Genomic DNA, 22851 nt, shown 5'->3' with positions numbered 1-22851 from the left:
GGATGCGTCACGGGCGTCGGGGTGGAGCGGTGTCAGTCCAGGGTGGAGAGCTCCACCCAGGTGAGGCTCAGCGGCGCCCGGAGTTCGGTGCCCCATCGGTCGGCCAGGGTGTCGACGAGCAGCAGTCCCCGCCCGTGGACGCTGCCGAGGGCGTCGTCCAGCCCCCAGGACCTGACGATCTCGGTCCGGGTGAACCCGGGGCCGAAGTCCGCGACCACGAGCCGTACGAACTCCCGGTGGGCGGAGTCGGTCAGGACGTGCATGTTCGCCCAGATCGGCGGCCGGCCGTAGCGGACGGCGTTGCCGGCCAGTTCGCTCGCCATCAGGGCGAGATCCGGTGCCAGCGGGGCCAGGTGCCAGGCGTCCAACTGGCTCAGCACGCGGGCGCGCAGGGCGCGCGCGGCGGTGCGGTCCGGGGGCAGTCGCCAGAGGTCGGACTCGGCCCGGCAAGGGCGGTTCGCCAGGGTTGTCAGCGTGGTCATGGCATCCTCCGTGAGGGGTTCGTCGCCGATGCCCGTCCGGATGGGCCGCTGTTCGGGGCGGCGTGCGGCGGTGCCTACGCGTCGTAGTAGCGGCGGTCCTCCACGACCGTCTCGGTGGCGCCCCGGCCGCCCACGACGCGGCGGCGGCGGAAGACCGCCACATAGGTGCACAGGCCCAGCAGGCCCGCCGCCATCAGCACCACCCCCACCACCTGCACGTTCACTCCGGACAGGTGCCAGTCGACGCCGAAGGTCAAAATGGCGCCGATCGCGAAGACGATGACGCAGCCACCGATACCCATGGAAACCACCTCTTGGATCGCATACCGCTCGGCACCGGCGGATGCCGCCGGTGAACTCGTCGGGCGGCGCCTACCCGGCCCTGTTCGCGGCATGCGCGCCGGGCGGCCGCGGGCCCGGCGGCCCGGTCCGGGCCCGGGCACGCCGGGGGCGAGGGCCGACGGACCACCGGGGGCGACGACGGCGGACCGCTGCCGTGCCCGGTGTTTGGGACCGCGGCCGGGGGCAAGACGCTCCACCGGCCGGACCGGATCCGGAAGTGACCGTCCGGAAGTGACCGAAAGGGGAACGGACATGACCGTGGTGACCATCCTGGTCGTCTGCCTGCTCGTGGTGGGGGCGGCGGTCGCCGTCGCCGTACCGAGAGTGCGGACGCGTCGGCTTCGCGAGAGGTTCGGGCCCGAGTACGACCGCGTGCTGCTCGGCCACGGAGGCAAGGTGGACGAGACCGAGCGCGAGCTTTCGCAGCGTCTGCGGCAGGTCCGGAACCTGAGCCTGCGGGCGCCGAGCGCGGCCGAACGAGAGAAGGCCGAGGCCGAACTCGGCTCGCTCCAGGAGATGTTCGTCGACGACCCCGGCCGCGCGGTGGCCGAGGCCGACCGCCTGCTGACGTCCCTGCTCGACGAGGTCGGCTACCCCGCCGACGGGCGGCTCGACGCGCTGTCCGTACGGCACGGCGAGCTGACCCCCGCCTACCGGAGCGCCCGCCGGTCGCTGGACCGGGCCCAGGCCGTACAGGTGGGCACCGAGGAGCTCCGGACGGCCCTGCTGGCGATCAGGGCCCTGGCCCAGGCCGTCCTGCGGGACGAACCCCCGGCCGGCCGGGCCGTACCGGCCGGGAACAACCGGGAGGGCCGGGCCACCGACGCCGCTGCCACCCGCACGACCGATCCCACCCCCTCTGCCGGCTGATCCGACGAGACCCGAGGAGACGACCCCATGATCGACAACGATGCCGCGAAGCCGCAGGACGGTCCCGCCCGCCGGGACGGCAGCCGCAACGCCACCAGGCCGGACGGCCGGGTGGAACCGTCGCCCGCCGGCCCCGAGAACCCGCAGCAGGAGCAGGACCCCGACAGTGGGCCGGAGCGCTCGGAGCGCTCGGAGCGCTCGGAGCGCTCGGAGCGTGCCGACGGGCAGCCGGACGCCGCCGCCGAGCGCCCCACCGCCGTGTTCCGGAAGCCGTCCGGGCTGCGGGTCCCCCGACAGGGTGCCGGACCGGAGTCGTCCGAGTCGGTATCGGCCTCCGCCGACCCGACGTCGGCGCCGTCCGCAACCGGATCGGCGCGGTCCGGGGCCGGATCGGTGACCCCCGAGAAGCCGGCCGCCTCCGGGGCCGGATCGCCGGGTCACCAGGATCCGGTTCACCAGGAGCCGGTTCACCAGGAGCCGGGTCACCAGGAGCCGGGTCACCAGGATCCGGTTCACCAGGGTTCGCGTCGACCGGCCGTCCCGGCCCCGACGGGTGACCGGTCGACGGTCGACTCCGGCGGGCTGCTGGACGAGGAGCAGATCCGGCTGCTCGGGGCGCAGTGGCGTTCCGTGCAGACGGGGTTCGTCGACGATCCGCGCGACGCCGTGACCCAGGCGGACGCACTGGTCGCGAAGGCCGCCCAGCTGTTCACGGACTCGTTGGACGAGCGGTGCGGCAGGCTGCGCGGCGGTGAGCGGACGGCCGAGCGCGAGGAGGGCATCCCCACCGAGGAGTTGCGGCTCGCGATGCGCGAGTACCGGACGCTGCTGGACCGGCTGCTCGCGGCCTGAGCGTCCGGCCGCGAGTGCACCGGCCACCGGCCGCACGGGCGGATTCCCGGTGGCCGGAGCCCCATGAGAGGAACGACGATGACCCGACTGCTGGTGGAGGCGAACCCGACGAGGATCGAGAGCGAGGACATGACGGCGATAATCGGCCTGCTGGGCCATCTGGCCGGGACGGTGGAGACGGCGGAGCAGAGATCCGAGGAGCAGGCGCCCGAATGGACGCTCTACGTCCACTGGCTCGCCGACGAACCGTTGCCGGAGTCCCTGGTGGCCGGTCTGCCCTCGGCGGCCGTCCGGGTCCGCGACCACTTCAAGGGGTTGCGGAAGGATCCGCCGGCCCGGCTGAGCGTGCTCGACCGCGACGAGCGGATGCTGAGCACCGTCGAGGTCTGACCCCGGCGGGGCCCCGACCCCGTCCCCGCCACCCCGACCGGATCGTCCCGCCGCGCGCCCGCCTCGGCGCCCGCCCACCTCGGGCGAGCTCCGGCGGGCGCGCGGCGCATGCGCTGTTGTGCGCCCTGTTCTGCTGCTATCGGCCATCGGCGTCACTGTCGGTTGCCGTCGTGTGCGGTGGGTAACAGTCCGGAGTGCCGGATTCCGGCTACGCCCGGTGGTTCCACCGGACTCGCACTGTTCTGGGAAGGGGCGGACATGGCGCTCTGGTCCGACATCCGGTCGTGGATCGGCCGGCAGCGAAGGCACGGGCAGGACGGTATACCGCCCCGGACGCCGCAGAGCGTCCCCCCGGCGCCGTCGGCGCCGATCCCGGCGCCCACCACGACCACGGAGGCCGCGCCCGCCCCGGATGCGGCTCCTGCCACGACAACGGCCCCCGCGCCCGCCACGGAAGCTGCGCCCTCCCCGGACGCGGCTCCGGCGGCCGCGGCCGCCCTGGCGAGGGTCTTCACCGCGGACTTCGGCTCGGCCCGGCAGTGGATCGCCGGGCGCAGCAGCGCCTATCCGAACATGGGGCCGACCAATCCGGGGGACCACAAGCTCGACCACCTGGTCGGCCAGTACTGCCCGGGCGGGGTCTTCGCCGCGGTCGCCCGTGCCGGTGGACTGTGGGACTGCAACCTGCTCACGACGGAGGGCAGCCCCGACGGCTTCCAGCTCCGCACCGGCGACGTCCTGCGTGCCCGGGTCACCCTCCCGACCGGAGCGGGGGCCTGGCCGGCGATCTGGACCTGGCGGGACGGACGCAACGAGGTCGACGCCTTCGAGTACCACCCGGACAACCCGAATCTGCTGGAACTCTCCAACCACGTCGGCCGCGGCGGTTACCTCTACTGGCGGGACCCGTCCAGAGCGGTGGCCCCGGGCAGCACGATCGACCTGCGGACGGTCCTGGGGGCGAGGTCCGTCGAGTGGTACGTCAACGATCGCCGGGTGTTCTCCGACGGGCGCGGTGTCGGCACCGGGTGGCACGCCTATCTGATCGTCAACATGTCGGTGAGCGACGGCACCTACCACCCCCGGCCGTCGGGTCCGCCGGGCACCAGGCTCTCCTGGACGTGCCACAGTCTGACGGTCGACCGCTGATCGCGCGGTGCCAGGCCGGGCGGACGGCCCGGCACCGGACGACGGCGGAGCACCGGAGTTTCCCGGCAGAGTGTTTGGCATCCGCTCGGACGGACAGGCGGACGGTGGGACCGGCCCGCCTCCTCACCGGCGAGCCGACCCCGGGTAGCCGCCCCGGACTTGACGAACTCCGGTCCGGGGCGGCACCTCCATCCCATCGGGTTCCGACCCGGGTCGCGCGCGGCCCCCGGAGCTCTTGACGGCGATACATGGTCTAGTCCACATTGTGTGCTCGTCGGGTGCCGGCGAATCGGTGCCCGACTCCTCCGTCCGTGGGAGCCCGCAATGACGCACGCCAGCAAGCCCTCCCGTGAGCGTCGGCTCGGCGCGGTGGCCGTTGCCGCCACGCTGGGCCTCGCCGGAGCGGCCCTCGCGCTGCCCGCCACCTTCGCCGGCGCCGCGAGTGCGCAACTGCTGGTCAACGGCGGCTTCGAGAGCGGAGATCTCAGCGGCTGGGTCTGCGCGGGCAGTTCGCAGGCGAGCACCGGCACACCGCACTCCGGGGGCTACGCGCTGGCCTCGCTGCCGGGCGCGGGGGACACCGCGCCGTGCACCCAGACGGTGACGGTGCAGCCGGGCGCCGCATACGTGCTGAGTGCCTGGGTGAAGGGGTCATACGTCGCGATCGCCGCCTCCGGTACCGGAGTGAGCGCCTCCAACTGGACGGCCGGAACCGCCTGGACGCAGCTCGCCACGAGCTTCACGGCCGGTCCGCAGACGACCCGGGTGACGGTCACGCTGAGCGGCTGGTACGGCAGCGGGGCGACCGCGGTGGACGACGTCTCGCTCACCGGCACGGCCGGAACGGCCTCACCCACTCCGACGGTCACCGCGTCGCCCACGGCATCTCCTTCCGCCACCGCGTCGCCCACGGCCACCGCCTCGCCCACCGCATCGCCCTCCGCCACCGCGTCGCCCACGGCCACGGCGCCGCCGACCGCAACGGCCACCGCGACCACCGGAGCGGGAGTCGTCCAGGTCACCAACGCCAAGGAGTTGAAGGCGGCGCTGGCAGCGGCCGTGCCGGGTCAGACCATCCGGCTCGCCGACGGCAGCTACGTCGGCAACTTCACGGCCCTCACGCCCGGTACGGCCGATCGCCGGATCACGCTGGTCGGATCGACCGCCGCGGTCCTCACCACCACCACGGGCGGCGGCTACGGCCTGTACCTCAACGGCGCCGCCTACTGGACGGTTCAGGGGATCACCGTGACGGGGGCACAGAAGGGCATCGTGGTCGACGCCGCCGACCACGTGGTCATCGACTCGGTGACCGTCCGCAATCTGACGATGGAGGGCGTGCACTTCCGCAACTCCAGCAGCTACGGGGTGTTGAAGAACTCCACGATCCAGGACACCGGCACCCAGAACGACGGCAAGGGCGAGGGCGTGTACGTCGGCACGGCCAACACCCTGGCCGACCGCAGTGACCACGTGCAGATCCTCGACAACGTGATCGGCCCGCGGATCGGCGCGGAGAACGTCGACCTCAAGGAGGGCACCACCGGCGGCCTGGTGTCCGGTAACACCTTCTACGGCGACGGCCTGACCAACAAGAACTTCGACGACTCCTGGGTCGACGTGAAGGGCAACGACTACGTCGTCGAGAACAACAGGGGCTTCGGCACCCTGAACGACGGCTTCCAGACCCACACCCAGCAGCCGGGCTGGGGCTGCGGCACGATCTTCCGACACAACGCCTCGGACCTCACCGGAGCGGTCGGCACGGGCCGGTACGCCTTCGACATCACCAACTACGACGCCGTCTCCTGCCCCGTGACGATCACCGCCGACAACACCGTCACGGGCGGCGACGGCCTGGTCGGTCCGGGCATCCCGGTCGGCTGAGCGAGGCCCGCCCCGGTCGTCATCGGGAACCGTCGGCAGCGGGAACCTGTCAACACCGGGAACCGTCGGCACCGGGACCGTCGCCGGAGGTAACCGTCGTCGGCGGCGACCGTCGCCACCGACAACCGTCGCCCGTGGCAACCGTCGAAACCGGCAACCGTCGAAACCGGCAGCCGTCGGCCCCGGGTTGACCGTTACCGCCTCGTGACATGACACGCGGCGCCGCCGCCCGGCGTGGCGCGCCCGGCCGGGGAAGACTCGGAAGAGCACTCGCACTTCGGAAGAGCACTCGCACGACCGGGCGAAGCGTGTCACCAGAGAGGAGCGGACCCATGTTCGGCCGGAAAGGCAGGGGTACCCGGGACGACCAGGCGTTGGCGGCGCTCGTCGCCGACGCGCGCCGCTGGGACAGCGGACCGCGGCACGCCCGGCGAGCGGAGCAGCCCTGGACCGGTCTGCGTGAGACACTTCCGGCTCGCTGGAAGCGCCCGACCGACTGCTGAGGCGTGCGCCGGCGCGGGACCACGAGGGGAGCGCGACGATGGCAGCGACCGAGGGCGAGCGGAGCCGGACGCAGGCGGGGCCGGAGCTGACCCTGGCGTACGGCGACGAGCACCCGGACCAGATCGCGGACGTGACCCTCCCGTCCACGGCGGGCGGGCCGGTACCGCTGGTGCTGTTTCTGCACGGCGGATTCTGGCGGGCGCGGTACGACCGGTCGCACGCCCGCCCGGTGGTCGACGCGCTGGCCGCGCACGGCTACGCGGTGGCGAGCCTGGAGTACCGGCGGGTCGGAGCGGGTGGCGGCTGGCCGGCCACGTTCTCCGATGTGGCGCTGGCCGCCGACGTGCTGCCGGCGATGATCGAGCAGGCGTTCCCGGGCCGGGTGGACCGTGCCCGGATGGTGTACGCCGGCCATTCGGCCGGAGGCCACCTCGCGCTCTGGGCGGCCGCGCGCGACCGCCTTCCCCCGGGGGCGCCCGGGAGCCTGGCGCGACCACCCCGGGTGGCCGGCGTCGTCGGACTGGGGGCGATCACCGATCTGGCGCTGTCCTGGCGGCTGGGCAACGGCGAGGGCGCCGTGGCCGAGCTCCTCGGCGGCGGCCCGGAGGAGTTCCCCGGACGGTACGCCGCCGCCGACCCGAGCACCTTCGGAGCCCCGGAGGCGCCGGTGGTGCTCGTGCACGGGGACCAGGACCAGCGGGTGCCGGTGGTCATGGGCCGCGGCTACCGCGACACCGCCGGGGCCGAGCTGATCGAACTGCCGGGCACCGGCCACTTCGAGCTGATCGACCCGGACTCGGCGGCCTGGCCCGCCGTCCTGGACGCACTGGGCCGGGTGGCTCCGGTCGACGGACGGCCGGACCCGGGGCGAAGCGCGTCAGCGGAGGGCCCGACGGCCTGACGACCGCGGGCTGTGGCGGGCGCGGGTTGTGACGGGCGGGGGTTGTGGCGACCGAAGGTTCTGACGGCCGGGGGTGACGGCCGGGCGCCGTGCCGGGCTCCGGCGCGCTGATCGGGGTGCGGTGTCGCTCCGGGGCCCGCGTCAGCCGTCCGCCAGCACGACCTCCAGCGTCCGGGGGCCGTGCACGCCCTCGACCCGGTCGAGTTCGATGTCGCTGGTGGCGGAGGGACCGGAGATCCAGGTCAACGGGCGCAGCGGGTCCAGCCGTTCGAGCGCCTCGGCCACCGAGTCGACGACCTGGTCGCCGGTGCGAACGACGCAGACGTGGTGATCGGGGATCAGCGTGATCCGGCGTCGGCCCTGGGCGGGTCCGGCGTCCAGTACGAGGGTGCCGGTCTCGGCGATCGCCACCGCGCAGCCGGTGACGACGCTGTCCACGGTGTCCAGTGCCCGGGTGCCGAGCGCGGCGTCGTCCGGAACGTGCTCGACCCCGTGCGCCCCGGCGAGCCAGGAGCTCGGCAGGCCGTCCGGGACGACGACCGAGCGCGTGCCCCTCGCGGCGAGCAGTGCGGCCAGTACGGAGGGGAGTTCGTCCAGCCGGCAGCGGTGGACCACGGCGCGGTAGTCGGCCAGGTTCTCGGCCAGCAGGTCCACGCGCTGCGCCGCTGTGCGTTCGCCGTGCACCCGCCGGTACGTCCGGGCGACCGGCACGTCCTGCGGCCGCTCGTCGGCGGGAACGTCCGCCAGGGCGCGGCGGATCCGGCCGAGGACCTCCTCGCGACTGCTCATGGCGCCTTTCCCTCCTGGTGGTCGCTCTCGCGGGTGCGCCGCCACCAGTCCCGGAAGGATTCGGCGGGGAGCGTCGGCAGGTCACGGGTGTCGCTCCAGGCCCGGCCGGGGCCGGGCAGGCGGCGGGGGTGGAAGCGGCGGGTACGGCTGCCCAGGCGCTGGGCGGCGCGCAGCACACCGGGGTGGTCCAGCGTCCAGCCGGCGGTTCGAAGGGCGGCCCGTTCGAGGGCGTGGCCCTTCGCCGGCCGGATGGTGGTGCGGGTGCCGCGAATCGTCACCGGCCCGCCCTCGACCACCCGTTCGCGCAGGTGCACCAGGATCTCGGGGATGTCGATGGCGACCGGGCACACGTCGTAGCAGGCGCCGCAGAGCGTGGAGGCGTACGGCAGGGAGGCGTCCAGATCGCTCTGCACACCGCGCAGTTGCGGTGTCAGGACGGCGCCGATCGGGCCGGGGTAGGCGGAGCCGTAGGCGTGGCCGCCGGCCCGCTCGTAGACGGGGCAGACGTTGAGGCAGGCGGAGCAGCGGATGCAGCGCAGCGCCTGCCGGCCGACGGTGTCGGCGAGGGTGTCCGTGCGGCCGTTGTCGAGCAGGACGAGGTGGAAGGAGCGCGGGCCGTCCCGGTCGGTGGTGCCGGTCCAGGTGGAGGTGTACGGGTTCATCCGCTCGGCGGTGGAGGAACGGGGCAGCAACTGCAGGTACACCTCCAGGTCCTGCCAGGTCGGCACCACCTTCTCGATGCCCACCACCGAGATCAGCGTTTCGGGCAGGGTCAGGCACATCCGTCCGTTGCCCTCGGACTCCACCACCACCAGCGTCCCGGTCTCCGCGACCAGGAAGTTGGCGCCGGAGATCCCGACCCTGGCCCGCAGGAACTTCTCCCGCAGGTGCAGCCGGGCGGCCTCGGCCAGCGCGCGGGGATCGTCGGTCAGGCCCTCGGGGGCGGGCCGGCCCCAGTCGGCCATCGCGCCGGCGAAGATGTCGCGGATCTCGGCGCGGTCGCGGTGGATCGCCGGGACGAGGATGTGCGAGGGCAGGTCGTCGCCCAACTGCACGATCAGCTCGGCGAGATCGGTCTCGTAGGCGCGGATGCCGGCCCGCTCCAGGGCGTCGTTGAGGCCGATCTCCTGGGTGGCCATCGACTTGACCTTGACCACCTCTCGCTCGCCGGTGGCCCGTACCAGCTCGGTGACGATCCGGTTGGCCTCCTCGGCGTCGGCGGCCCAGTGCACCCGGCCGCCGGCGGCGGTGACGGCGGCCTCGGCCTGCTCCAGGTAGTGGTCGAGGTGGCGCAGCGTGCGGTCCTTGACGGCCGCCCCGGCGGCCCGCAGCAGTGGCCAGTCGTCGAGTTCCGCGACGGCGGTGGCGCGCTTGTCGCGGATGGTGTGGGTGGCGCGGCGCAGGTTGGCGCGCAGCCGGGTGTCCCGGGTCGAGGTGGCGGCCGCCGCCGGGAACGCGGGCATGCCGAGATAGGTGCCGCTCATCGGGCCTCGTCCCAGGGGTAGGGGGTCTCCTCGGTGGAGGCGAGGATTTCGGCGAGGTGGATCGGGCGCACCGGTGAACCGTCACGCGCGAGCGTGCCGCCGATGTGCATCAGGCAGGAGTTGTCGACGGCGCAGACGGCCCGGGCGCCGGTGTCACGGATGTGCCGGGCCTTGTCGGCGCCCATCGCGGCGGAGACGGCCGGGTTCTTGACCGCGAAGGTGCCGCCGAAGCCGCAGCACTCCTCGGCCCCCTCCAGCTCGCGCAGTTCGAGACCCCTGACCTGCCCCAGCAGTCGCCGGGGCCGCTCGCCGAGGCCGAGTGCGCGCAGGCCGTGGCAGGTCGGGTGGTAGGTGACGGCGTGCGGGAAGTACGCGCCGACGTCGTCCGTTCTCAGCACGTCCAGCAGGAACTCGGTGAGTTCGTACGTCCTGGGCGCCGCGGCCTCGGCCGCCTCGGCGAACGCGCCGCGACCCTCGGCCCGCGCCTTGGCGGCGATCCGGGGGTAGTTGTCACGGACCATGGCCGCGCAGGACGCGGACGGGGTGACCACGTGGTCGTACCGGCGGAACGCGGCGGCGTGCCGGCCGACCAGCGGCTCGGTCAGGTGGCGGTAGCCGGTGTTGAACTGCGGCTGGCCGCAGCAGCTCTGGGCCTCGGGGAAGTCCACCTCCACACCGAGCCGTTCCAGCAGCGCGACCACGGCCCGGCCGGTGCGGGGGTACAGCGCGTCGTTGACGCAGGTGACGAACAGCGCTACGCGCACGAGTGCACCCTTTCGAACTCCTCGGACCTGCCGTGGGTAAGGGATCCCGCAACGCTCGGCCGCCTTCGCCCGGGTGTCCGGCCGCGGCTCCGGGCACGGGGGCCCGGGGCAGGATGCTACCGAAGGCGGTGGGTCGCCGAGGGCGTACGGCCCGGACCGGCGACGCCGGTGGCGGTCAGCGGACCGGCTGCGACCGGGGCGGTGCGGGCACGGTGTGCCGGGCCGGTGCGGTGCGGGCCGGGCGGACCGCCGCGGTGCCGGCCGGCGCACTGGTCGGTCCGGCGGGGGCCCAGCGCCTGGCCAGCACGGTGCAGACCATCAACTGGATCTGGTGGAAGAGCATCAGCGGCAGGACCATCAGCGCCAGGTCCTGGGCGCCGAACAGTACGGCGGCCATCGGCAGCCCGCCGGCCAGGCTCTTCTTGGAGCCGCAGAAGACGATGGCGATCCGGTCCGCCCGGGAGAACCGCAGCCGTCGTCCGGCCTGGTCGGTGAGCGCGAGCGCGGCCGCCAGGACGAGTACGCAGAACCCCGTCAGGATCAGCAGCCGGCCGGCCGACACCGAGTGCCAGACCCCGGTCACCACCCCCGCACTGAAGGCGCTGTATACGACCAGCAGGATCGATCCCCGGTCGACCAGCGTCAGCACCCGCCGGTGCGCCGCGATCCTGTGCGCCGTCCAGCGCCGCGAGAACTGCCCGAGCAGGAACGGCACCAGCAACTGCAGGACCAGGGTCAGCACCGATCCGGCGTCCACGCGGACGGCGCCGCCGCCCAGCAGGGCGGAGGCCAGCACGGGTGTCACGACGATGCCCAGCAGGCTGGAGAAGGAGGCGGCGCACACCGCGGCCGCGACGCTTCCGCCCGCGATCGAGGTGAACGCGATGGAGGACTGCACGGTGGAGGGCAGCAGGCAGAGGAAGAGCAGACCCTTGGCCAGTTCCGGGGTGAGCAGCGGCCGGGCCGCCGCCTCCGCGGCCAGCCCCAGCAGGGGGAACACGGCGAAACTGGCCAGCAGGATGGTCAGGTGCAGCCGCCAGTTCCGCATCCCGTCCAGGGCGGCGCGGGTGGACAGGCGGGCACCGTAGAGGAAGAAGAGCACCGCGATGGCGGCGGTCGTGACGTGCTCCAACCCGTTCGCCGCCGCCCCCCGGGCCGGGAGCAGCAGGGCGAGGCCGACCGTGGCGAGGATGGCCAGGATGTACGGGTCCACGCCGAGCCGGCCGGCGGTGCCGCGCAGCGCGCGGGTGAGGCTGTTCACCGGGTGCTGCCTTTCCGTGCGTTCGCTGGGTCGGTCGTGCGGGTCGGTCCCTGCGGTCCTGCGCGCAGGCCGGGGCGCCGGGCTGTAGTACGTTCGCGAGATCATTCCTCTCGCTGCTCGTGCGGCGATTGTATGCAATTGGAGTGGGCGATGGAGCATGCGGGTGCCGATGCGGGTGCCGATGGGGACGCCGAGCAGCGGCCCGGCGGTGGTCGCGGTGCCGGGCGGCTCACGCCCCAGGCGCTCTGCCGGGCGATGCGCGAGGACGTGATCCGGGGCGTGCACCGCCCCGGTCGGCGACTCACCGAGGAGGCGATGGCGGCCCGCTACGGCGTCTCCCGGGTCCCCGTCCGGGAGGCACTGCGCACCCTGGAGGCCGAGGGCTTCGTTCAGTCCCGGCCCTATGCCGGGATCGTGGTGGTCGAACTGGACGACGCCGAGGCCGAGGACCTGCTGGAGGTGCGCGCCCTGCTGGAGCCGCTGGGCGCGCAACGGGCGGCCGCCCGGCGCACGGACGAGCAGGTGGGGAGGCTGAAGGAGCTTCTGCTGCTCGGCCAGGAGGCGCTGGAGGACGACCGGCTGGAGGAGCTGGCCCGGCTCAACAGCCGCTTCCACGAGGTGATCGCCGAGGCGTCGGGCAGCCGGACGCTGAGCCGGCTGGTCACCCAGCTCAGCCAGAAGATCGCCTGGGTCTACTCGGTCGAGCTGCCCCGGCGGGCCGACGACTCCTGGCGCGAGCACGCGGAGATCGTCGCAGCCGTCGAACACGGCGATCCGGAGCGGGCCCGGGCGGCCGTCGCGGGCCACATCGCGGCCGCCCGTACCGCCTACCGGCGGCGGACCGCCGGGAGCCAGGCCGCGCAGGAGTGAGCCGGGAGCGTCCGGTTTCGTATACAGCGATGCCCGGCGCCCCGCCCGCCGGGTCCGCCTCGCGATCCCGGCAGGCGGGCCCGGCAGGCGGGCCCGCGTCTCAGGGCTCGCGTCTCTGCGCCCGGGGGCCCGGGGACCCGGGGTGGCACCCGGCCGAGCCGGGCGGGGCGACGGCAGCCGGGTCGGCCGCCCGGCGGCCCGCTCAGTCCTGCTTGATCGCGGAGATCTCGAATTCGAGCACCACCTTGTCGCCGACCAGTACGCCGCCGCCCTCCAGGGCCGCGTTCCAGGTGATCCCGTACTCCTTGCGGCTGATCGGCACCGAGCCCTCGAAGCCGACCCGGAGGTTGCCGAACGGATCGCGCGCGGCGCCCTGGTACTCGAAGTCGATGCTGATCGGCCGGGTGGTCTCCTTGATGGTCAGGCCGCCGGAGAGCCGGTAGTGCGTGTCGTCGAGCTTCTCCACGCCGGTGGACGTGAAGGTGATGTCCGGGTACTTCGGCGCGTCCAGGAAGTCGTTGGTCCGCAGGTGGCCGTCGCGCTGTTCGTTGCGGGTGTCGATGCTGGCGGCCTTGATGGTGACGGACGCGGTCGACTTCGCCGGGTCGGCGCCGTCCAGGTGCGCGGTGCCCTCGAACTCGTTGAACGCACCGCGCACCTTGGTCACCATCGCGTGGCGGGCCACGAAACCGATCTGGGTGTGGGCGGGGTCGATCGTGTAGGTCCCGGTCAGGTCTGCGGGCGGGGCGTCGGTCATGGCGGGCTCCAGATCGGTCGGGGCGCGGGTGCGGTTCGGTACTCCACGCTAGGCGCTGGGCCCGCTCACGACGTCCGAGGCCCGCAGACGGATTCAGCCATTCGGCCCAGAGATCCGCCTCGGACGCCCGGGGCCGCGAGCAGGCGCTCGCCGGGTTCGAGGAGGACATCGCCCGCTTCACCCGGAGGTGGCCGCCCGGCCGCGGAGACGTGTGCCCCGGTCCGCTCGCACCGTCGGTGCGCCCCTCGGCCGTGAGCCGACCGGGTGACCTCCGGGCGGTGTCTGCGCCGCCCGCGGCGTCCGGCGGGGGACGATCGCTGCCGGCGGGGCCCGCCGCGTTCTGGCCGGCCCGTACGGTTCCGGAGGTCGTCATGCGAATCCTGCTCGTGGCCAGCGCGTTCAACAGTCTGACGCAGCGCGTCTTCGCCGAACTGCGTGATCGGGGACACCGGTTGAGGGTCCATCTGGCGGAGGGGGACGCAGCGCTGCGGGCGGTGATCAGTGCGGACCCGCCGGAGCTCGTCCTCGCGCCGATGCTGAGGACGGCCATCCCCGCGGACGTGTGGTCCGCGTACACCTGCCTGGTGGTCCACCCCGGGCCGCCCGGCGACCGGGGGCCGTCCTCGCTGGACCACGCGATCCAGGAGGGCGCCACCCGCTGGGGCGTGACGGTGCTCCAGGCGGACGAGCGGATGGACGCCGGTGACATCTGGGCGAGCACCGAGTTCTCCGTGCCGCCGGTCGGCAAGAGCGACCTCTACCGCAACGAGGTCTCCGACGCGGCGGTGGCGGCCGTCCTGCTGGCGGTGGAGCGCTTCGCCGCCGGCGACCACCGCCCGCGCCCTCAGCACGGTCCCGACTGGGACGTCCCCGACCGCACCCGCCCGTACCTGCGCCAGGAGCTGCGGCGGATCGACTGGGCCACCGACCCGACCGAGCTGGTCCTGCGCAGGCTGCGGGCCGCCGACTCGCAGCCCGGCGTCCTGGACGAGCTCCTCGGCGGCGAGTGGTACCTGCACGGCGGCCATCCGGAGGACGAACTGCGCGGGCGCCCGGGAGAGCTGCTCGCCACCCGGGCCGGGGCCGTGTGCCGGGCCACCGCGGACGGCGCGGTGTGGATCCCGCAGCTGCGGGCGCGCCGGCAACCCGACGGCCCGGCGACCTTCACGCTGCCGGCGACCCTGGCCCTGGGGGAGCGGCTGCCCCGGCTGCCCGAGGTGCCGGCTCCGCTGGAACTGCCCGAGGGCCGTCGTACCTGGACGGACATCGGTTACCGGGAGCGCGGCCCGGTCGGCCTGCTGCGGTTCTCCTTCCCCGGCGGGGCGATGAGCACCGCGCACTGCCGGCGGCTGCTCGCGGCCTACCGCTTCGCGTGCGCCCGGCCGACCACGGCGCTGGTGCTCGGCGGGGGCCGGGACTTCTTCTCCAACGGCATCCACCTCAACGTGATCGAGGCGGCGGCCGATCCGGCCCAGGAGTCCTGGGCCAACATCACCGCGATGGACGACCTGGTCGAGGCCGTCCTGACCACCACCGACCGGCTGGTGGTGGCCGCGTTGGGCGGCAACGCCTCGGCGGGCGGGGTGGCGCTGGCCCTCGCGGCGGACGAGGTGTGGTGCCGGGAGGGCGCCGTGCTGAACCCGCACTACCGCCTGATGGGGCTGTACGGCTCCGAGTACTGGACGTACACCCTGCCGAGGCGGGTCGGACCCGCGGTCGCGGACCGGCTGTCCCGGGCGGCGCTTCCGGTGACCGCCGGCACGGCCCAGCGGCTGGGGCTGGTGGACCGGGTCGTCGAGGCGGGCCCGCAGGACTTCGGGACCGAGGTGGAGCGTTTCGCCGGGCTGCTGGCCGCCGGCCCGGCCGTGCACGACCGGATCGCGGCGAAGAAGGAGGTCCGGGAGCGCGACGAGGCCCTCCGGCCGCTCGCCGGGTACCGGGCCCGGGAGCTGGCCCGGATGCACCGCACGTTCTTCACCCCGCAGGAGCCCTACCACGCCCTGCGCTCCGCCTTCGTGGCCAAGAAGTCGCCGCCGGGCACGCCCGCGCACCTGCGGCCACCGGCCATGGACCGGACCTACCGGGAGGGCTGAGGAAGCCGGCGGCCCCCGGCGGAGCCGGTCGGCCCGGGCGGGCGTGGCGGCGGGGGCGCCGGGCGCGGTCGCTCTCCGCCTCCCCGGCCGCCCCCGGGCCGCCGCCCTCCCGCGCTCCCGGCACCGGTGCGCGCGCTCCGGTTGCGATCAGCGCCACCACCGCTTCGGCTCTGCCTGGCGACACGGTTCGGCCGTGGTGCTGTTATGAAGAATCGAGCCCGTTTTGTCGGGCTTGTCCCAGTGCTTGAGGAGGCATCCTCATGGGTGCAACAGATACGACCACCGTCGGCCGCTCCGCCCCGCCGGGCGACCAGGAACTGCCGCTGGTGCACATTCTCTGGATCAACGCGGGCCTGAGCTGCGACGGTGACTCCGTGTCGCTGACCGCGGCGATGCAGCCCAGCATCGAACAGATCGTCACGGGCGAACTGCCCGGCATCCCCCCGGTCGCCGTCCACTGGCCGCTGATCGACTTCGAGTGCGGGCCCGTCCAGGGCGCCGACAACTTCGTCGAGTGGTTCTTCAAGGCGGAGCGCGGCGAGCTCGAACCGTTCGTCCTCGTCGTCGAGGGCTCCATCCCGAACGAGAAGATCAAGGCCGAGGGCTACTGGTGCGGCTTCGGCGACGATCCCGCGACCGGCCAGCCCATCACCACCAGCGAGTGGCTCGACCGGCTGGCGCCCAAGGCCACCGCGGTGGTCGCCATCGGGACCTGCGCCACCTACGGCGGCATCCACGCGATGGCGGGCAACCCGACCGGGGCGATGGGCGTCCCGGACTACCTCGGGTGGGACTGGACCTCCAAGGCGGGCCTGCCGATCGTCTGCGTGCCCGGCTGCCCGATCCAGCCCGACAACTTCTCCGAGACCCTGCTCTACCTGCTCCACCAGCTGGCCGGCGCCGCGCCGATGATCCCGCTGGACGACAAGCTGCGCCCGACCTGGCTGTTCGGCGCCACCGTGCACGAGGGGTGCGACCGGGGCGGCTACTACGAGCAGGGCCAGTTCGCCACCGAGTACGGCTCGCCGCAGTGCCTGGTCAAACTCGGGTGCTGGGGGCCGGTGGTGAAGTGCAACGTCCCCAAGCGGGGCTGGATCAACGGCGTCGGCGGCTGCCCGAACGTGGGTGGCATCTGCATCGCCTGCACCATGCCGGGCTTCCCGGACAAGTTCATGCCGTTCATGGACGAGCCGCCCGGCGGCAAGGTCTCCAGCACCGCCAGCACCGCCTACGGCGTGGTGATCCGCAAGCTGCGGTCGATCACCGCCTCCACCGTGGACGCGGAGCCCAAGTGGCGCCGCACCGGGAAGAAGCTGGCGACCGGCTACCGGCCGCCCTGGTGACGTCCTGAGCACCTGACGCCGTACGAGCCGGCCGGCTTCTCCGCCCGGTGACCTCCCTCTCACGAAAGGCAGCAGACAGACCATGGCACCGACGACGAAGGCGGCCGGCGACGGCAGCGGCCTGACCGAGATGTCCTGGGATCCGATCACCCGGATCGTGGGCAGTCTCGGCATCCACACGAAGATCGATTTCAAGCAGAAGAAGGTCGCGGAGTGCTACAGCACCTCCTCGGTCTTCCGCGGCTACAGCGTCTTCATGCGCGGCAAGGACCCGCGCGACGCCCACTTCATCACCAGCCGGATCTGCGGCATCTGCGGCGACAACCACGCCACCTGCTCGGTGTACGCGCAGAACATGGCGTACGGGGTGAAGCCGCCGCACCTGGCCGAGTGGATCATCAATCTCGGCGAGGCGGCCGAGTACATGTTCGACCACAACATCTTCCAGGAGAACCTGGTCGGGGTGGACTACTGCGAGAAGATGGTCCGCGAGACCAACCCCGGCGTGCTGGAGAAGGCCGAGCGCACCGAGGCCCCGCACGCCGGTGACCACGGGTACCGGACCATCGCGGACATCATGCGCTCGCTCAACCCGATCGAGGGCGAGTTCTACCGCGAGGCGCTGCAGGTCAGCCGCTACACCCGGGAGATGTTCTGTCTGATGGAGGGGCGCCACGTGCACCCCTCCACGCTCTACCCGGGCGGCGTCGGCACGGTCGCCACCGTGCAGCTCTTCACCGACTACCTCAGCCGGCTGATGCGCTACGTCGAGTTCATGAAGCGCGTCGTCCCGCTGCACGACGACCTGTTCGACTTCTTCTACGAGGCCCTGCCCGGGTACGAGGAGGTCGGCCGCCGCCGCATCATGCTCGGCTGCTGGGGCAGCCTCAACGACCCGGACCACTGCGACTTCACCTACCGCAACATGACCGACTGGGGCCGGCGGATGTTCGTCACCCCCGGCATCGTGGTTGACGGCAAGCTGGTCACCAACGACCTCACCGAGATCAACCTCGGGATCCGGATCCTGCTCGGCAGCTCCTACTACCAGGACTGGGAGGGCCAGGAGCAGTTCGTCACCCACGACCCGCTCGGCAACCCCGTCGACCCCCGCCACCCGTGGAACCAGCACACCATCCCCGCGCCGCAGAAGCGCAACTTCGACGACAAGTACAGCTGGGTGATGTCGCCCCGCTGGTTCGACGGCAAGGACTACCTGGCGCTGGACACCGGCGGCGGACCGCTCGCCCGGCTCTGGTCCACCGCGCTCTCCGGACTGGTCGACTTCGGGTACGTCAAGGCCACCGGCCACAGCGTGCAGATCAACCTGCCCCGCACCATGACCAAGCCGGAGACCACCTTCGAGTGGAAGATCCCGCAGTGGAGCAACGCGATCGAGCGCAACCGCGCCCGGACGTACTTCCAGGCGTACGCGGCCGGCGCCGCGCTGCACTTCGCCGAGAAGGCGCTCGCCGAGGTGCGCGCCGGCCGCACCCAGACCTGGGAGAAGTTCGAGGTCCCGAACGAGGGCCTGGGCTGCGGCTTCACCGAGGCCGTCCGCGGCGTGCTGTCGCACCACATGGTGATCCGCGACGGCAAGATCGCCAACTACCACCCGTACCCGCCGACCCCGTGGAACGCCAGCGTGCGCGACACCTACGGCACGCCCGGCCCGTACGAGGACGCGGTGCAGAACACGCCGATCTTCGAGGAGAACACCCCGGAGAACTTCAAGGGCATCGACATCATGCGGGCCGTCCGCAGCTTCGACCCCTGCCTGCCCTGTGGCGTCCACATGTACGTCGGCGACGGTCGCACCGTCAAGCAGATGCACGTGCCCACCGGACTCAGCGGGATGGGCGGATGAGCACCGCGACCCGGGGCGCCGTGAGCGCCGAGCAGACCGGGCGACGGGTCGAGGAGGTGCTGGAGCGCCTCGCCGCCACCGGGGACCAGGCGGTCTGCGCCGCCGCCGAGGAGCTCGTCCGCGCCCTGATGGACTTCTACGGCGCGGGCCTCGCCCGCACGATGGCCCTGCTGACCGAGAGCGCCGGGGCCGGCTCGCCCGCCCTGACCCGGCTCCTCGACGACGAACTGGTGACCGGGCTGCTGGTGCTGCACGACCTGCACCCGCAGCCCGTCGCCGCCCGGATCGAGCGCGCACTGGCCGCCGTCCCGGCGCACCCCGCCGAGGTGCTGGCCTTCGAACCGGAGACCGGGACGCTGCGGTTGCGCGTCGCCGCGCAGAGCGGCGGCTGCGGCTGCGGGAGCACCGCGCAGAGCGCCCGCGAGGCCATCGAGGCGGCCCTGGCCTGCTTCGCGCCCGAGGCGACGGCGGTCGAGCTGGAGGAGGCCGAGCCGCGCGCCGCCGAACCCGTGCTGCTGCAGATCGGCTCCCGGCCGGTGGAGGCGCGGTGAACGGACAGCCGATCGCGCCGGCCCGGCCGGCGGCAGGCGCCCTGCGCCGCTTCCGGGCACCGGCGCCCCCGCAGCCGGAGCGCTGCGAGCTGTGCGGACAGGCGGTGCCGGACCGGCACCGGCACCTGGTGGAGACCGAACTGCGCGCACTGGCCTGCGCCTGCCAGGCCTGCGCGATGCTGTTCGACCGCGCCGCGCCCGGAGGCGGCCGCTACCGAACCGTCCCCGACCGCTACCTGGTCGACCCGGACCACCGGATCGACGACGGCGCCTGGGAGCAGTTGCAGATCCCGGTCAGCACCGCGTTCTTCTTCCGCAACGCCGCACTGGAGCGGCTGATCGCGCTCTACCCGAGCCCGGCCGGCGCCACCGAGAGCGAACTCGACCCGCAGACCTGGGAGGCCGTCCTAGGCACCAGCCCGCTGGCCGCCCGGCTGGAGCCGGACGTCGAGGCGCTGCTGCTGCGCCGCGAACCGGGGCGCACCGAGTGCTTCCTGGTGCCGATCGACATCTGCTACGAACTGGTCGGCCGGATGCGCCTGCACTGGCAGGGCTTCGACGGCGGCGCCGAGGCCCGCGCGGACCTCGCGGCCTTCTTCGACCGGGTCGCGGCCCGGGCCCGCACCACAGGGGAGGACGAACTGCCGTGACCGAGCTGACGTTCACCTGCACCGGGGTCCGCGCCGACCCGTACGCGGCCGGCCCGACGCTGGTCTTCCGGCTGCGGATCACCGCCGCCGACGACGCCCGGGTGCACGCCCTCGCGCTGCAGTGCCAGCTGCGGATCGAACCCTCCCGGCGCCGCTACGGCGACGGCGAGGGCCGGCGGCTCGCCGACCTGTTCGGCGAACGCTCCCGGTGGGGCAGCACACTGAACCCCGTGCAGTTCGCGCAGGTCTCGCTGACCGTGCCCGGCTTCACCGGTGTGACCGAGGCCGACCTGGTCGTGCCCTGCACCTACGACACGGACATCGCGGCCTCCCGCTACCTCGGCGCGCTGGAGGACGGTGAGGCGCCGCTGCTGCTGCTCTTCTCCGGGACGGCCTTCACCGGCGCGGGCGGCTTCCAGGTCGAACCGGTGCCCTGGGACCGCGAGGCGCGCTTCGCGATGCCCGTCGCGGTCTGGCACCAGATGATCGAGCAGCACTTCCCCGGCTGCGGCTGGATCCGGCTGCCGCACGACACCATGGCCGCCCTGCTCGACTACCGCTCCCGGCACGCGCTGCCGTCCTGGGAGGCGACCGTCGAGGCCCTGCTCACCGCCGCGGCCCCGACGCCGAGCGCGGCCCGCCTCCTCGGCGCTCCCACCGCCCACCTCTCGACCGAAGGGAGCGCACGGTGACCACCAGCCCGCCCCTGCCCGAGGCGGAGTCCCGCTTCTCCGTCGCCCGCCAGATCGCCGACGCCGTGCTCTTCGAGGGCTATGTGCTCTACCCCTACCGGGCGTCGGCGGCCAAGAACCGCCTGCGCTGGCAGTTCGGTGTGCTCGTCCCGCCCGCCTGGGGCGCCGACAGCGCCGAACACAGCGCGCAGCGCACCGAGTGCCTGATGGAGCCGCGCAGGGGCGCCACCCTCGCCGTCGAGGTGCGCTTCCTGCGGGCCCAGCGGCGCACCGTCCAACGGGCCCTGCCCGGTTGGGCGTTCGAGACCACCGACGCGCTGGAACTGCCCGACCGGGTGCTCGTCCCCTGGGACGAGGGCGTCGAGGAGCGGATCGAACTCCAGATCCCGGTCGACGAGTTGACCGGGGAAGGAGTGAGCGTCCCGTTCAGCCGCCCGGCCGGCGAGGAGAGCGAACTCGTCCACACCGAGGAGGGGCAGGTCACCGGCCGGCTCCATCGGCGCTGGGAGCAGGTCGACGGACTGCTGCGGCTGCGCACCACCGAGATCCCCGGCCCGTACGCGGCGGTGCGCCTCACCGCGGAACTGTCGAACGCCGCCACCTGGACCCCGGGGGAGGGGGACGAACGGGACGCCGCGCTGCCGCACTCGCTCGTCTCGGCCCACCTGCTGCTCGGCCTCAGCGACGGATCCTTCCTGTCGATGACCGACCCGCCGCAGTGGGCCAGGGGCGCCGTGGCCGAGTGCCGCAACGAGCACACCTGGCCGGTGCTGGCGGGCGGGGACGGCCGGGCCGACGTCGTGCTCTCCGCCCCGATCATCCTGGAGGACCACCCGATGGTCGCCCCCGAGAGCGTCGGCGAGCTGTACGACGCGACCGAGATCGACGAGATCCTCGCCCTGCGCACCACCGCCCTGACCGACCAGGAGAAGCGCGAGGCGCGGGGCACCGACCCCCGCGCGGGCGCCGTCATCGACCTCGCCGACTCGCTGCCCGCGGAGGTGTGGGAGCGACTGCACGGCGCCGTCCGGGCGCTGCGCGAGGTCACCGATCCGGTGGCGCCGGCCAGGCCGCTGGAGGAGGGGCCGCCCGACACCCCGTGGTGGGATCCGGCGAGCGACGGCAGCGTCGACCCGGAGCGCGACCACGTGGTGATCGACGGCACGGCGGTCAGCGCCGGCAGCAAGGTGCTGCTGAAGCCCGGGCTGCGCCGGACCGACGCCCAGGATCTCTTCCTGCACGGGCGCGAGGCGCTGGTCGAGGCCGTCCTGCACGACGTCGACGGCGCGGTGCACCTGGCGGTCACCGTCGACGGCGACCCGGGGGCCGACCTCTGGCGCCAGCAGGGCCGCTTCCTGTACTTCCAGCCCGACGAGGTCGCGCCGCTGGAGGGTGCGGTCACCGTCTCGGCCGCCCCGGCCGACCCGCTGGAGCAGGGATGAGCGCGGCGGATCCCGGCAGGGAGCGTGGCCCGGTCCTGGTGGCGGGCGTGGGCAACATCTTCCTGGGAGACGACGGTTTCGGCGTCGAGACCGTCCGCCGGCTCGCGGCGCTCGGGCTGCCGGAGGACGTCGAGGTGGTCGACTTCGGGGTGCGCGGTGTGCACCTGGCCTACCAACTCCTGGACGGTTACCGGGCGCTGATTCTGGTGGACGCCACCGCGCGGGGAGGGCCGGCGGGCACCGTCTACCTCATCGAGGCCGCGGCCCCCGGTGAGGTGGAGCCGCAGTCCCCGGTGCTCGACGGGCACCGGATGGGCCCCGACGCGGTGCTCGCCCTGCTGGACACACTGAGCGCCGGCACCGGCGGCGCGCCGCCGGGGCGCGTCCTGGTGGTCGGGTGCGAGCCGCAGTCGCTGGAGGAGGACATCGGTCTCAGTGCGCCGGTGGCGGCCGCCGTCGACGAGGCGGTCCGGGTGGTCCTGGACGTGCTGCGGGACGAACTGTCGTTGCCGGTCGCCGGAGAGCCGGCGGCCGTCCTGGCGGGGGACCGAGACCGAGATGAGAGAAGGGCACCAACATGCGGAAGATCCTGATCATCGGCCTGGCCGGCGCCGCCGCGGCCCTCGTCGTGGTGAGCCTGCCCGACATCAAGCGCTACCTGCGGATGCGCTGCATGTGACCGGGGCACCCCGGTTGCGGCGAATGGCTTAGGCCAGGGCGCGGTGACGGCGCGGCTACCCGGCCGCATCGTCACCGCGCCCTGTAATGGAGCCCGAACGGGCCCCGACCGTACGGGCCCGAACGGCGGAGCCGGGGCCGGGCCCACGCGGCCCCCGACGGACACGCCGGGGTCCGGACGGACCGGCCGGGCCGCCGACCACGCCTCACCGGCTTCGCGCGGGAGAAGAGAC

24 protein-coding genes and 1 pseudogene are annotated in these 22851 nt (G+C 73.4%); 18 read left to right on the top strand and 7 right to left on the bottom strand.

Features of this window, described 5'->3' with window-relative positions; all coding sequences use genetic code 11:
* Window positions 1-32: 32 nt before the first annotated feature.
* Window positions 33-482, bottom strand: coding sequence for an ATP-binding protein (locus OG823_RS02870; protein ID WP_371477203.1), 450 nt, complete (start codon window positions 480-482; stop codon window positions 33-35).
* 74 nt (window positions 483-556) lie between these two features.
* Window positions 557-784, bottom strand: coding sequence for a hypothetical protein (locus OG823_RS02865; RefSeq protein WP_371477201.1), 228 nt, complete (start codon window positions 782-784; stop codon window positions 557-559).
* Between the two features lie 292 nt (window positions 785-1076).
* Here OG823_RS02865 and OG823_RS02860 point away from each other — a divergent pair, with 292 nt between their 5' ends.
* From OG823_RS02860 to OG823_RS02825, 8 genes and pseudogenes are all read left to right on the top strand, one after another.
* Window positions 1077-1694, top strand: coding sequence for a hypothetical protein (locus OG823_RS02860; protein ID WP_371477199.1), 618 nt, complete (start codon window positions 1077-1079; stop codon window positions 1692-1694).
* A 27-nt stretch (window positions 1695-1721) separates the two neighbouring features.
* Window positions 1722-2546 carry a hypothetical protein gene (locus tag OG823_RS02855; RefSeq protein WP_371477197.1) on the top strand — a complete coding sequence of 275 codons (825 nt, stop codon included), beginning with the start codon at window positions 1722-1724 and terminating at the stop codon, window positions 2544-2546.
* Between the two features lie 78 nt (window positions 2547-2624).
* Window positions 2625-2936, top strand: a complete 312-nt coding sequence (locus OG823_RS02850; protein WP_371477193.1) for a hypothetical protein — start codon at window positions 2625-2627, stop codon at window positions 2934-2936.
* A 258-nt stretch (window positions 2937-3194) separates the two neighbouring features.
* Window positions 3195-4085, top strand: coding sequence for a beta-glucanase (locus OG823_RS02845; RefSeq protein WP_371477190.1), 891 nt, complete (start codon window positions 3195-3197; stop codon window positions 4083-4085).
* Window positions 4086-4409: 324 nt separating this feature from the next.
* Window positions 4410-4859 (top strand): annotated as a pseudogene (locus OG823_RS02840) (carbohydrate binding domain-containing protein); the annotation flags it as partial.
* Window positions 4860-4895: 36 nt separating this feature from the next.
* The gene (locus OG823_RS02835) at window positions 4896-5972 is read left to right on the top strand and encodes a right-handed parallel beta-helix repeat-containing protein (RefSeq protein ID WP_371484277.1); all 1077 of its coding nucleotides are present in this window, start codon (window positions 4896-4898) and stop codon (window positions 5970-5972) included.
* A 332-nt stretch (window positions 5973-6304) separates the two neighbouring features.
* Complete coding sequence (locus tag OG823_RS02830; RefSeq protein ID WP_371477188.1) at window positions 6305-6475, top strand: hypothetical protein; 171 nt, start codon at window positions 6305-6307, stop codon at window positions 6473-6475.
* Window positions 6476-6513: 38 nt separating this feature from the next.
* Window positions 6514-7377: an alpha/beta hydrolase family protein gene (locus tag OG823_RS02825; protein WP_371477185.1), complete on the top strand. Its 864-nt coding sequence runs from the start codon at window positions 6514-6516 to the stop codon at window positions 7375-7377.
* Window positions 7378-7518: 141 nt separating this feature from the next.
* On the opposite strand, the gene OG823_RS02820 is transcribed toward OG823_RS02825, so the two are convergent.
* The 4 genes from OG823_RS02820 to OG823_RS02805 all read right to left on the bottom strand — a co-directional run bounded on the left by OG823_RS02820 (window position 7519) and on the right by OG823_RS02805 (window position 11675).
* A complete protein-coding gene (locus tag OG823_RS02820; protein WP_371477183.1) occupies window positions 7519-8166 on the bottom strand; it encodes a lactate utilization protein C in 648 nt (215 codons plus the stop codon).
* Window positions 8163-9650, bottom strand: coding sequence for a lactate utilization protein B (locus OG823_RS02815; protein WP_371477181.1), 1488 nt, complete (start codon window positions 9648-9650; stop codon window positions 8163-8165). The genes OG823_RS02820 and OG823_RS02815 overlap by 4 nt, the downstream gene beginning before the upstream one ends.
* Window positions 9647-10414: a (Fe-S)-binding protein gene (locus OG823_RS02810; RefSeq protein ID WP_371477180.1), complete on the bottom strand. Its 768-nt coding sequence runs from the start codon at window positions 10412-10414 to the stop codon at window positions 9647-9649. Before OG823_RS02810 ends, OG823_RS02815 begins: the two co-directional genes overlap by 4 nt.
* A 175-nt stretch (window positions 10415-10589) precedes the next feature.
* A complete protein-coding gene (locus OG823_RS02805; RefSeq protein ID WP_371477177.1) occupies window positions 10590-11675 on the bottom strand; it encodes a bile acid:sodium symporter family protein in 1086 nt (361 codons plus the stop codon).
* Between the two features lie 150 nt (window positions 11676-11825).
* Between OG823_RS02805 and OG823_RS02800 the strand changes: the two genes are divergently transcribed.
* Window positions 11826-12545: a GntR family transcriptional regulator gene (locus OG823_RS02800; RefSeq protein WP_371477174.1), complete on the top strand. Its 720-nt coding sequence runs from the start codon at window positions 11826-11828 to the stop codon at window positions 12543-12545.
* A gap of 202 nt (window positions 12546-12747) precedes the next feature.
* On the opposite strand, the gene OG823_RS02795 is transcribed toward OG823_RS02800, so the two are convergent.
* Window positions 12748-13302, bottom strand: coding sequence for a YceI family protein (locus OG823_RS02795; RefSeq protein WP_371477172.1), 555 nt, complete (start codon window positions 13300-13302; stop codon window positions 12748-12750).
* Window positions 13303-13673: 371 nt separating this feature from the next.
* Between OG823_RS02795 and OG823_RS02790 the strand changes: the two genes are divergently transcribed.
* The 9 genes from OG823_RS02790 to OG823_RS02750 all read left to right on the top strand — a co-directional run bounded on the left by OG823_RS02790 (window position 13674) and on the right by OG823_RS02750 (window position 22619).
* A complete protein-coding gene (locus OG823_RS02790) occupies window positions 13674-15395 on the top strand; it encodes an enoyl-CoA hydratase-related protein (RefSeq protein ID WP_371477170.1) in 1722 nt (573 codons plus the stop codon).
* Between the two features lie 260 nt (window positions 15396-15655).
* Complete coding sequence (locus OG823_RS02785) at window positions 15656-16738, top strand: hydrogenase expression protein HypE (protein WP_371477167.1); 1083 nt, start codon at window positions 15656-15658, stop codon at window positions 16736-16738.
* A gap of 82 nt (window positions 16739-16820) precedes the next feature.
* Window positions 16821-18605 (top strand): nickel-dependent hydrogenase large subunit, encoded by a 1785-nt coding sequence (locus OG823_RS02780; protein WP_371477165.1) that lies wholly within the window; start codon window positions 16821-16823, stop codon window positions 18603-18605.
* Window positions 18602-19156 carry a hypothetical protein gene (locus tag OG823_RS02775; RefSeq protein ID WP_371477163.1) on the top strand — a complete coding sequence of 185 codons (555 nt, stop codon included), beginning with the start codon at window positions 18602-18604 and terminating at the stop codon, window positions 19154-19156. Before OG823_RS02780 ends, OG823_RS02775 begins: the two co-directional genes overlap by 4 nt.
* On the top strand, window positions 19153-19806 hold the full coding sequence (locus OG823_RS02770) for a DUF5947 family protein (RefSeq protein ID WP_371477162.1): 654 nt from the start codon (window positions 19153-19155) through the stop codon (window positions 19804-19806). The genes OG823_RS02775 and OG823_RS02770 overlap by 4 nt, the downstream gene beginning before the upstream one ends.
* Entirely contained in the window at window positions 19803-20498 is a 696-nt protein-coding gene (locus OG823_RS02765; RefSeq protein WP_371477160.1) for a DUF6084 family protein, read from the top strand. The genes OG823_RS02770 and OG823_RS02765 overlap by 4 nt, the downstream gene beginning before the upstream one ends.
* Window positions 20495-21940 carry a hypothetical protein gene (locus tag OG823_RS02760; protein ID WP_371477157.1) on the top strand — a complete coding sequence of 482 codons (1446 nt, stop codon included), beginning with the start codon at window positions 20495-20497 and terminating at the stop codon, window positions 21938-21940. The genes OG823_RS02765 and OG823_RS02760 overlap by 4 nt, the downstream gene beginning before the upstream one ends.
* Window positions 21937-22533, top strand: a complete 597-nt coding sequence (locus OG823_RS02755) for a hydrogenase maturation protease (RefSeq protein ID WP_371477154.1) — start codon at window positions 21937-21939, stop codon at window positions 22531-22533. The genes OG823_RS02760 and OG823_RS02755 overlap by 4 nt, the downstream gene beginning before the upstream one ends.
* A complete protein-coding gene (locus OG823_RS02750; RefSeq protein WP_371477152.1) occupies window positions 22518-22619 on the top strand; it encodes a hypothetical protein in 102 nt (33 codons plus the stop codon). The genes OG823_RS02755 and OG823_RS02750 overlap by 16 nt, the downstream gene beginning before the upstream one ends.
* Window positions 22620-22851 lie beyond the last annotated feature (232 nt).

This window comes from Kitasatospora sp. NBC_00315, from assembly GCF_041435095.1.
Taxonomy (GTDB): domain Bacteria; phylum Actinomycetota; class Actinomycetes; order Streptomycetales; family Streptomycetaceae; genus Kitasatospora.
Note: the sequence above shows the minus strand (reverse complement) of the source record. Positions and strands in the feature narration are given on the sequence as shown.

What these genes read in the sequence shown, in the direction of transcription:
- OG823_RS02870 (WP_371477203.1), bottom strand. Translation starts at nt 482, where the DNA reads ATGACCACGCTGACAACCCTGGCGAACCGCCCTTGCCGGGCCGAGTCC.
- OG823_RS02865 (WP_371477201.1), bottom strand. Translation starts at nt 784, where the DNA reads ATGGGTATCGGTGGCTGCGTCATCGTCTTCGCGATCGGCGCCATTTTG.
- OG823_RS02860 (WP_371477199.1), top strand. Translation starts at nt 1,077, where the DNA reads ATGACCGTGGTGACCATCCTGGTCGTCTGCCTGCTCGTGGTGGGGGCG.
- OG823_RS02855 (WP_371477197.1), top strand. Translation starts at nt 1,722, where the DNA reads ATGATCGACAACGATGCCGCGAAGCCGCAGGACGGTCCCGCCCGCCGG.
- OG823_RS02850 (WP_371477193.1), top strand. Translation starts at nt 2,625, where the DNA reads ATGACCCGACTGCTGGTGGAGGCGAACCCGACGAGGATCGAGAGCGAG.
- OG823_RS02845 (WP_371477190.1), top strand. Translation starts at nt 3,195, where the DNA reads ATGGCGCTCTGGTCCGACATCCGGTCGTGGATCGGCCGGCAGCGAAGG.
- OG823_RS02830 (WP_371477188.1), top strand. Translation starts at nt 6,305, where the DNA reads ATGTTCGGCCGGAAAGGCAGGGGTACCCGGGACGACCAGGCGTTGGCG.
- OG823_RS02825 (WP_371477185.1), top strand. Translation starts at nt 6,514, where the DNA reads ATGGCAGCGACCGAGGGCGAGCGGAGCCGGACGCAGGCGGGGCCGGAG.
- OG823_RS02820 (WP_371477183.1), bottom strand. Translation starts at nt 8,166, where the DNA reads ATGAGCAGTCGCGAGGAGGTCCTCGGCCGGATCCGCCGCGCCCTGGCG.
- OG823_RS02815 (WP_371477181.1), bottom strand. Translation starts at nt 9,650, where the DNA reads ATGAGCGGCACCTATCTCGGCATGCCCGCGTTCCCGGCGGCGGCCGCC.
- OG823_RS02800 (WP_371477174.1), top strand. Translation starts at nt 11,826, where the DNA reads ATGGAGCATGCGGGTGCCGATGCGGGTGCCGATGGGGACGCCGAGCAG.
- OG823_RS02795 (WP_371477172.1), bottom strand. Translation starts at nt 13,302, where the DNA reads ATGACCGACGCCCCGCCCGCAGACCTGACCGGGACCTACACGATCGAC.
- OG823_RS02790 (WP_371477170.1), top strand. Translation starts at nt 13,674, where the DNA reads ATGCGAATCCTGCTCGTGGCCAGCGCGTTCAACAGTCTGACGCAGCGC.
- OG823_RS02785 (WP_371477167.1), top strand. Translation starts at nt 15,656, where the DNA reads ATGGGTGCAACAGATACGACCACCGTCGGCCGCTCCGCCCCGCCGGGC.
- OG823_RS02780 (WP_371477165.1), top strand. Translation starts at nt 16,821, where the DNA reads ATGGCACCGACGACGAAGGCGGCCGGCGACGGCAGCGGCCTGACCGAG.
- OG823_RS02775 (WP_371477163.1), top strand. Translation starts at nt 18,602, where the DNA reads ATGAGCACCGCGACCCGGGGCGCCGTGAGCGCCGAGCAGACCGGGCGA.
- OG823_RS02755 (WP_371477154.1), top strand. Translation starts at nt 21,937, where the DNA reads ATGAGCGCGGCGGATCCCGGCAGGGAGCGTGGCCCGGTCCTGGTGGCG.
- OG823_RS02750 (WP_371477152.1), top strand. Translation starts at nt 22,518, where the DNA reads ATGCGGAAGATCCTGATCATCGGCCTGGCCGGCGCCGCCGCGGCCCTC.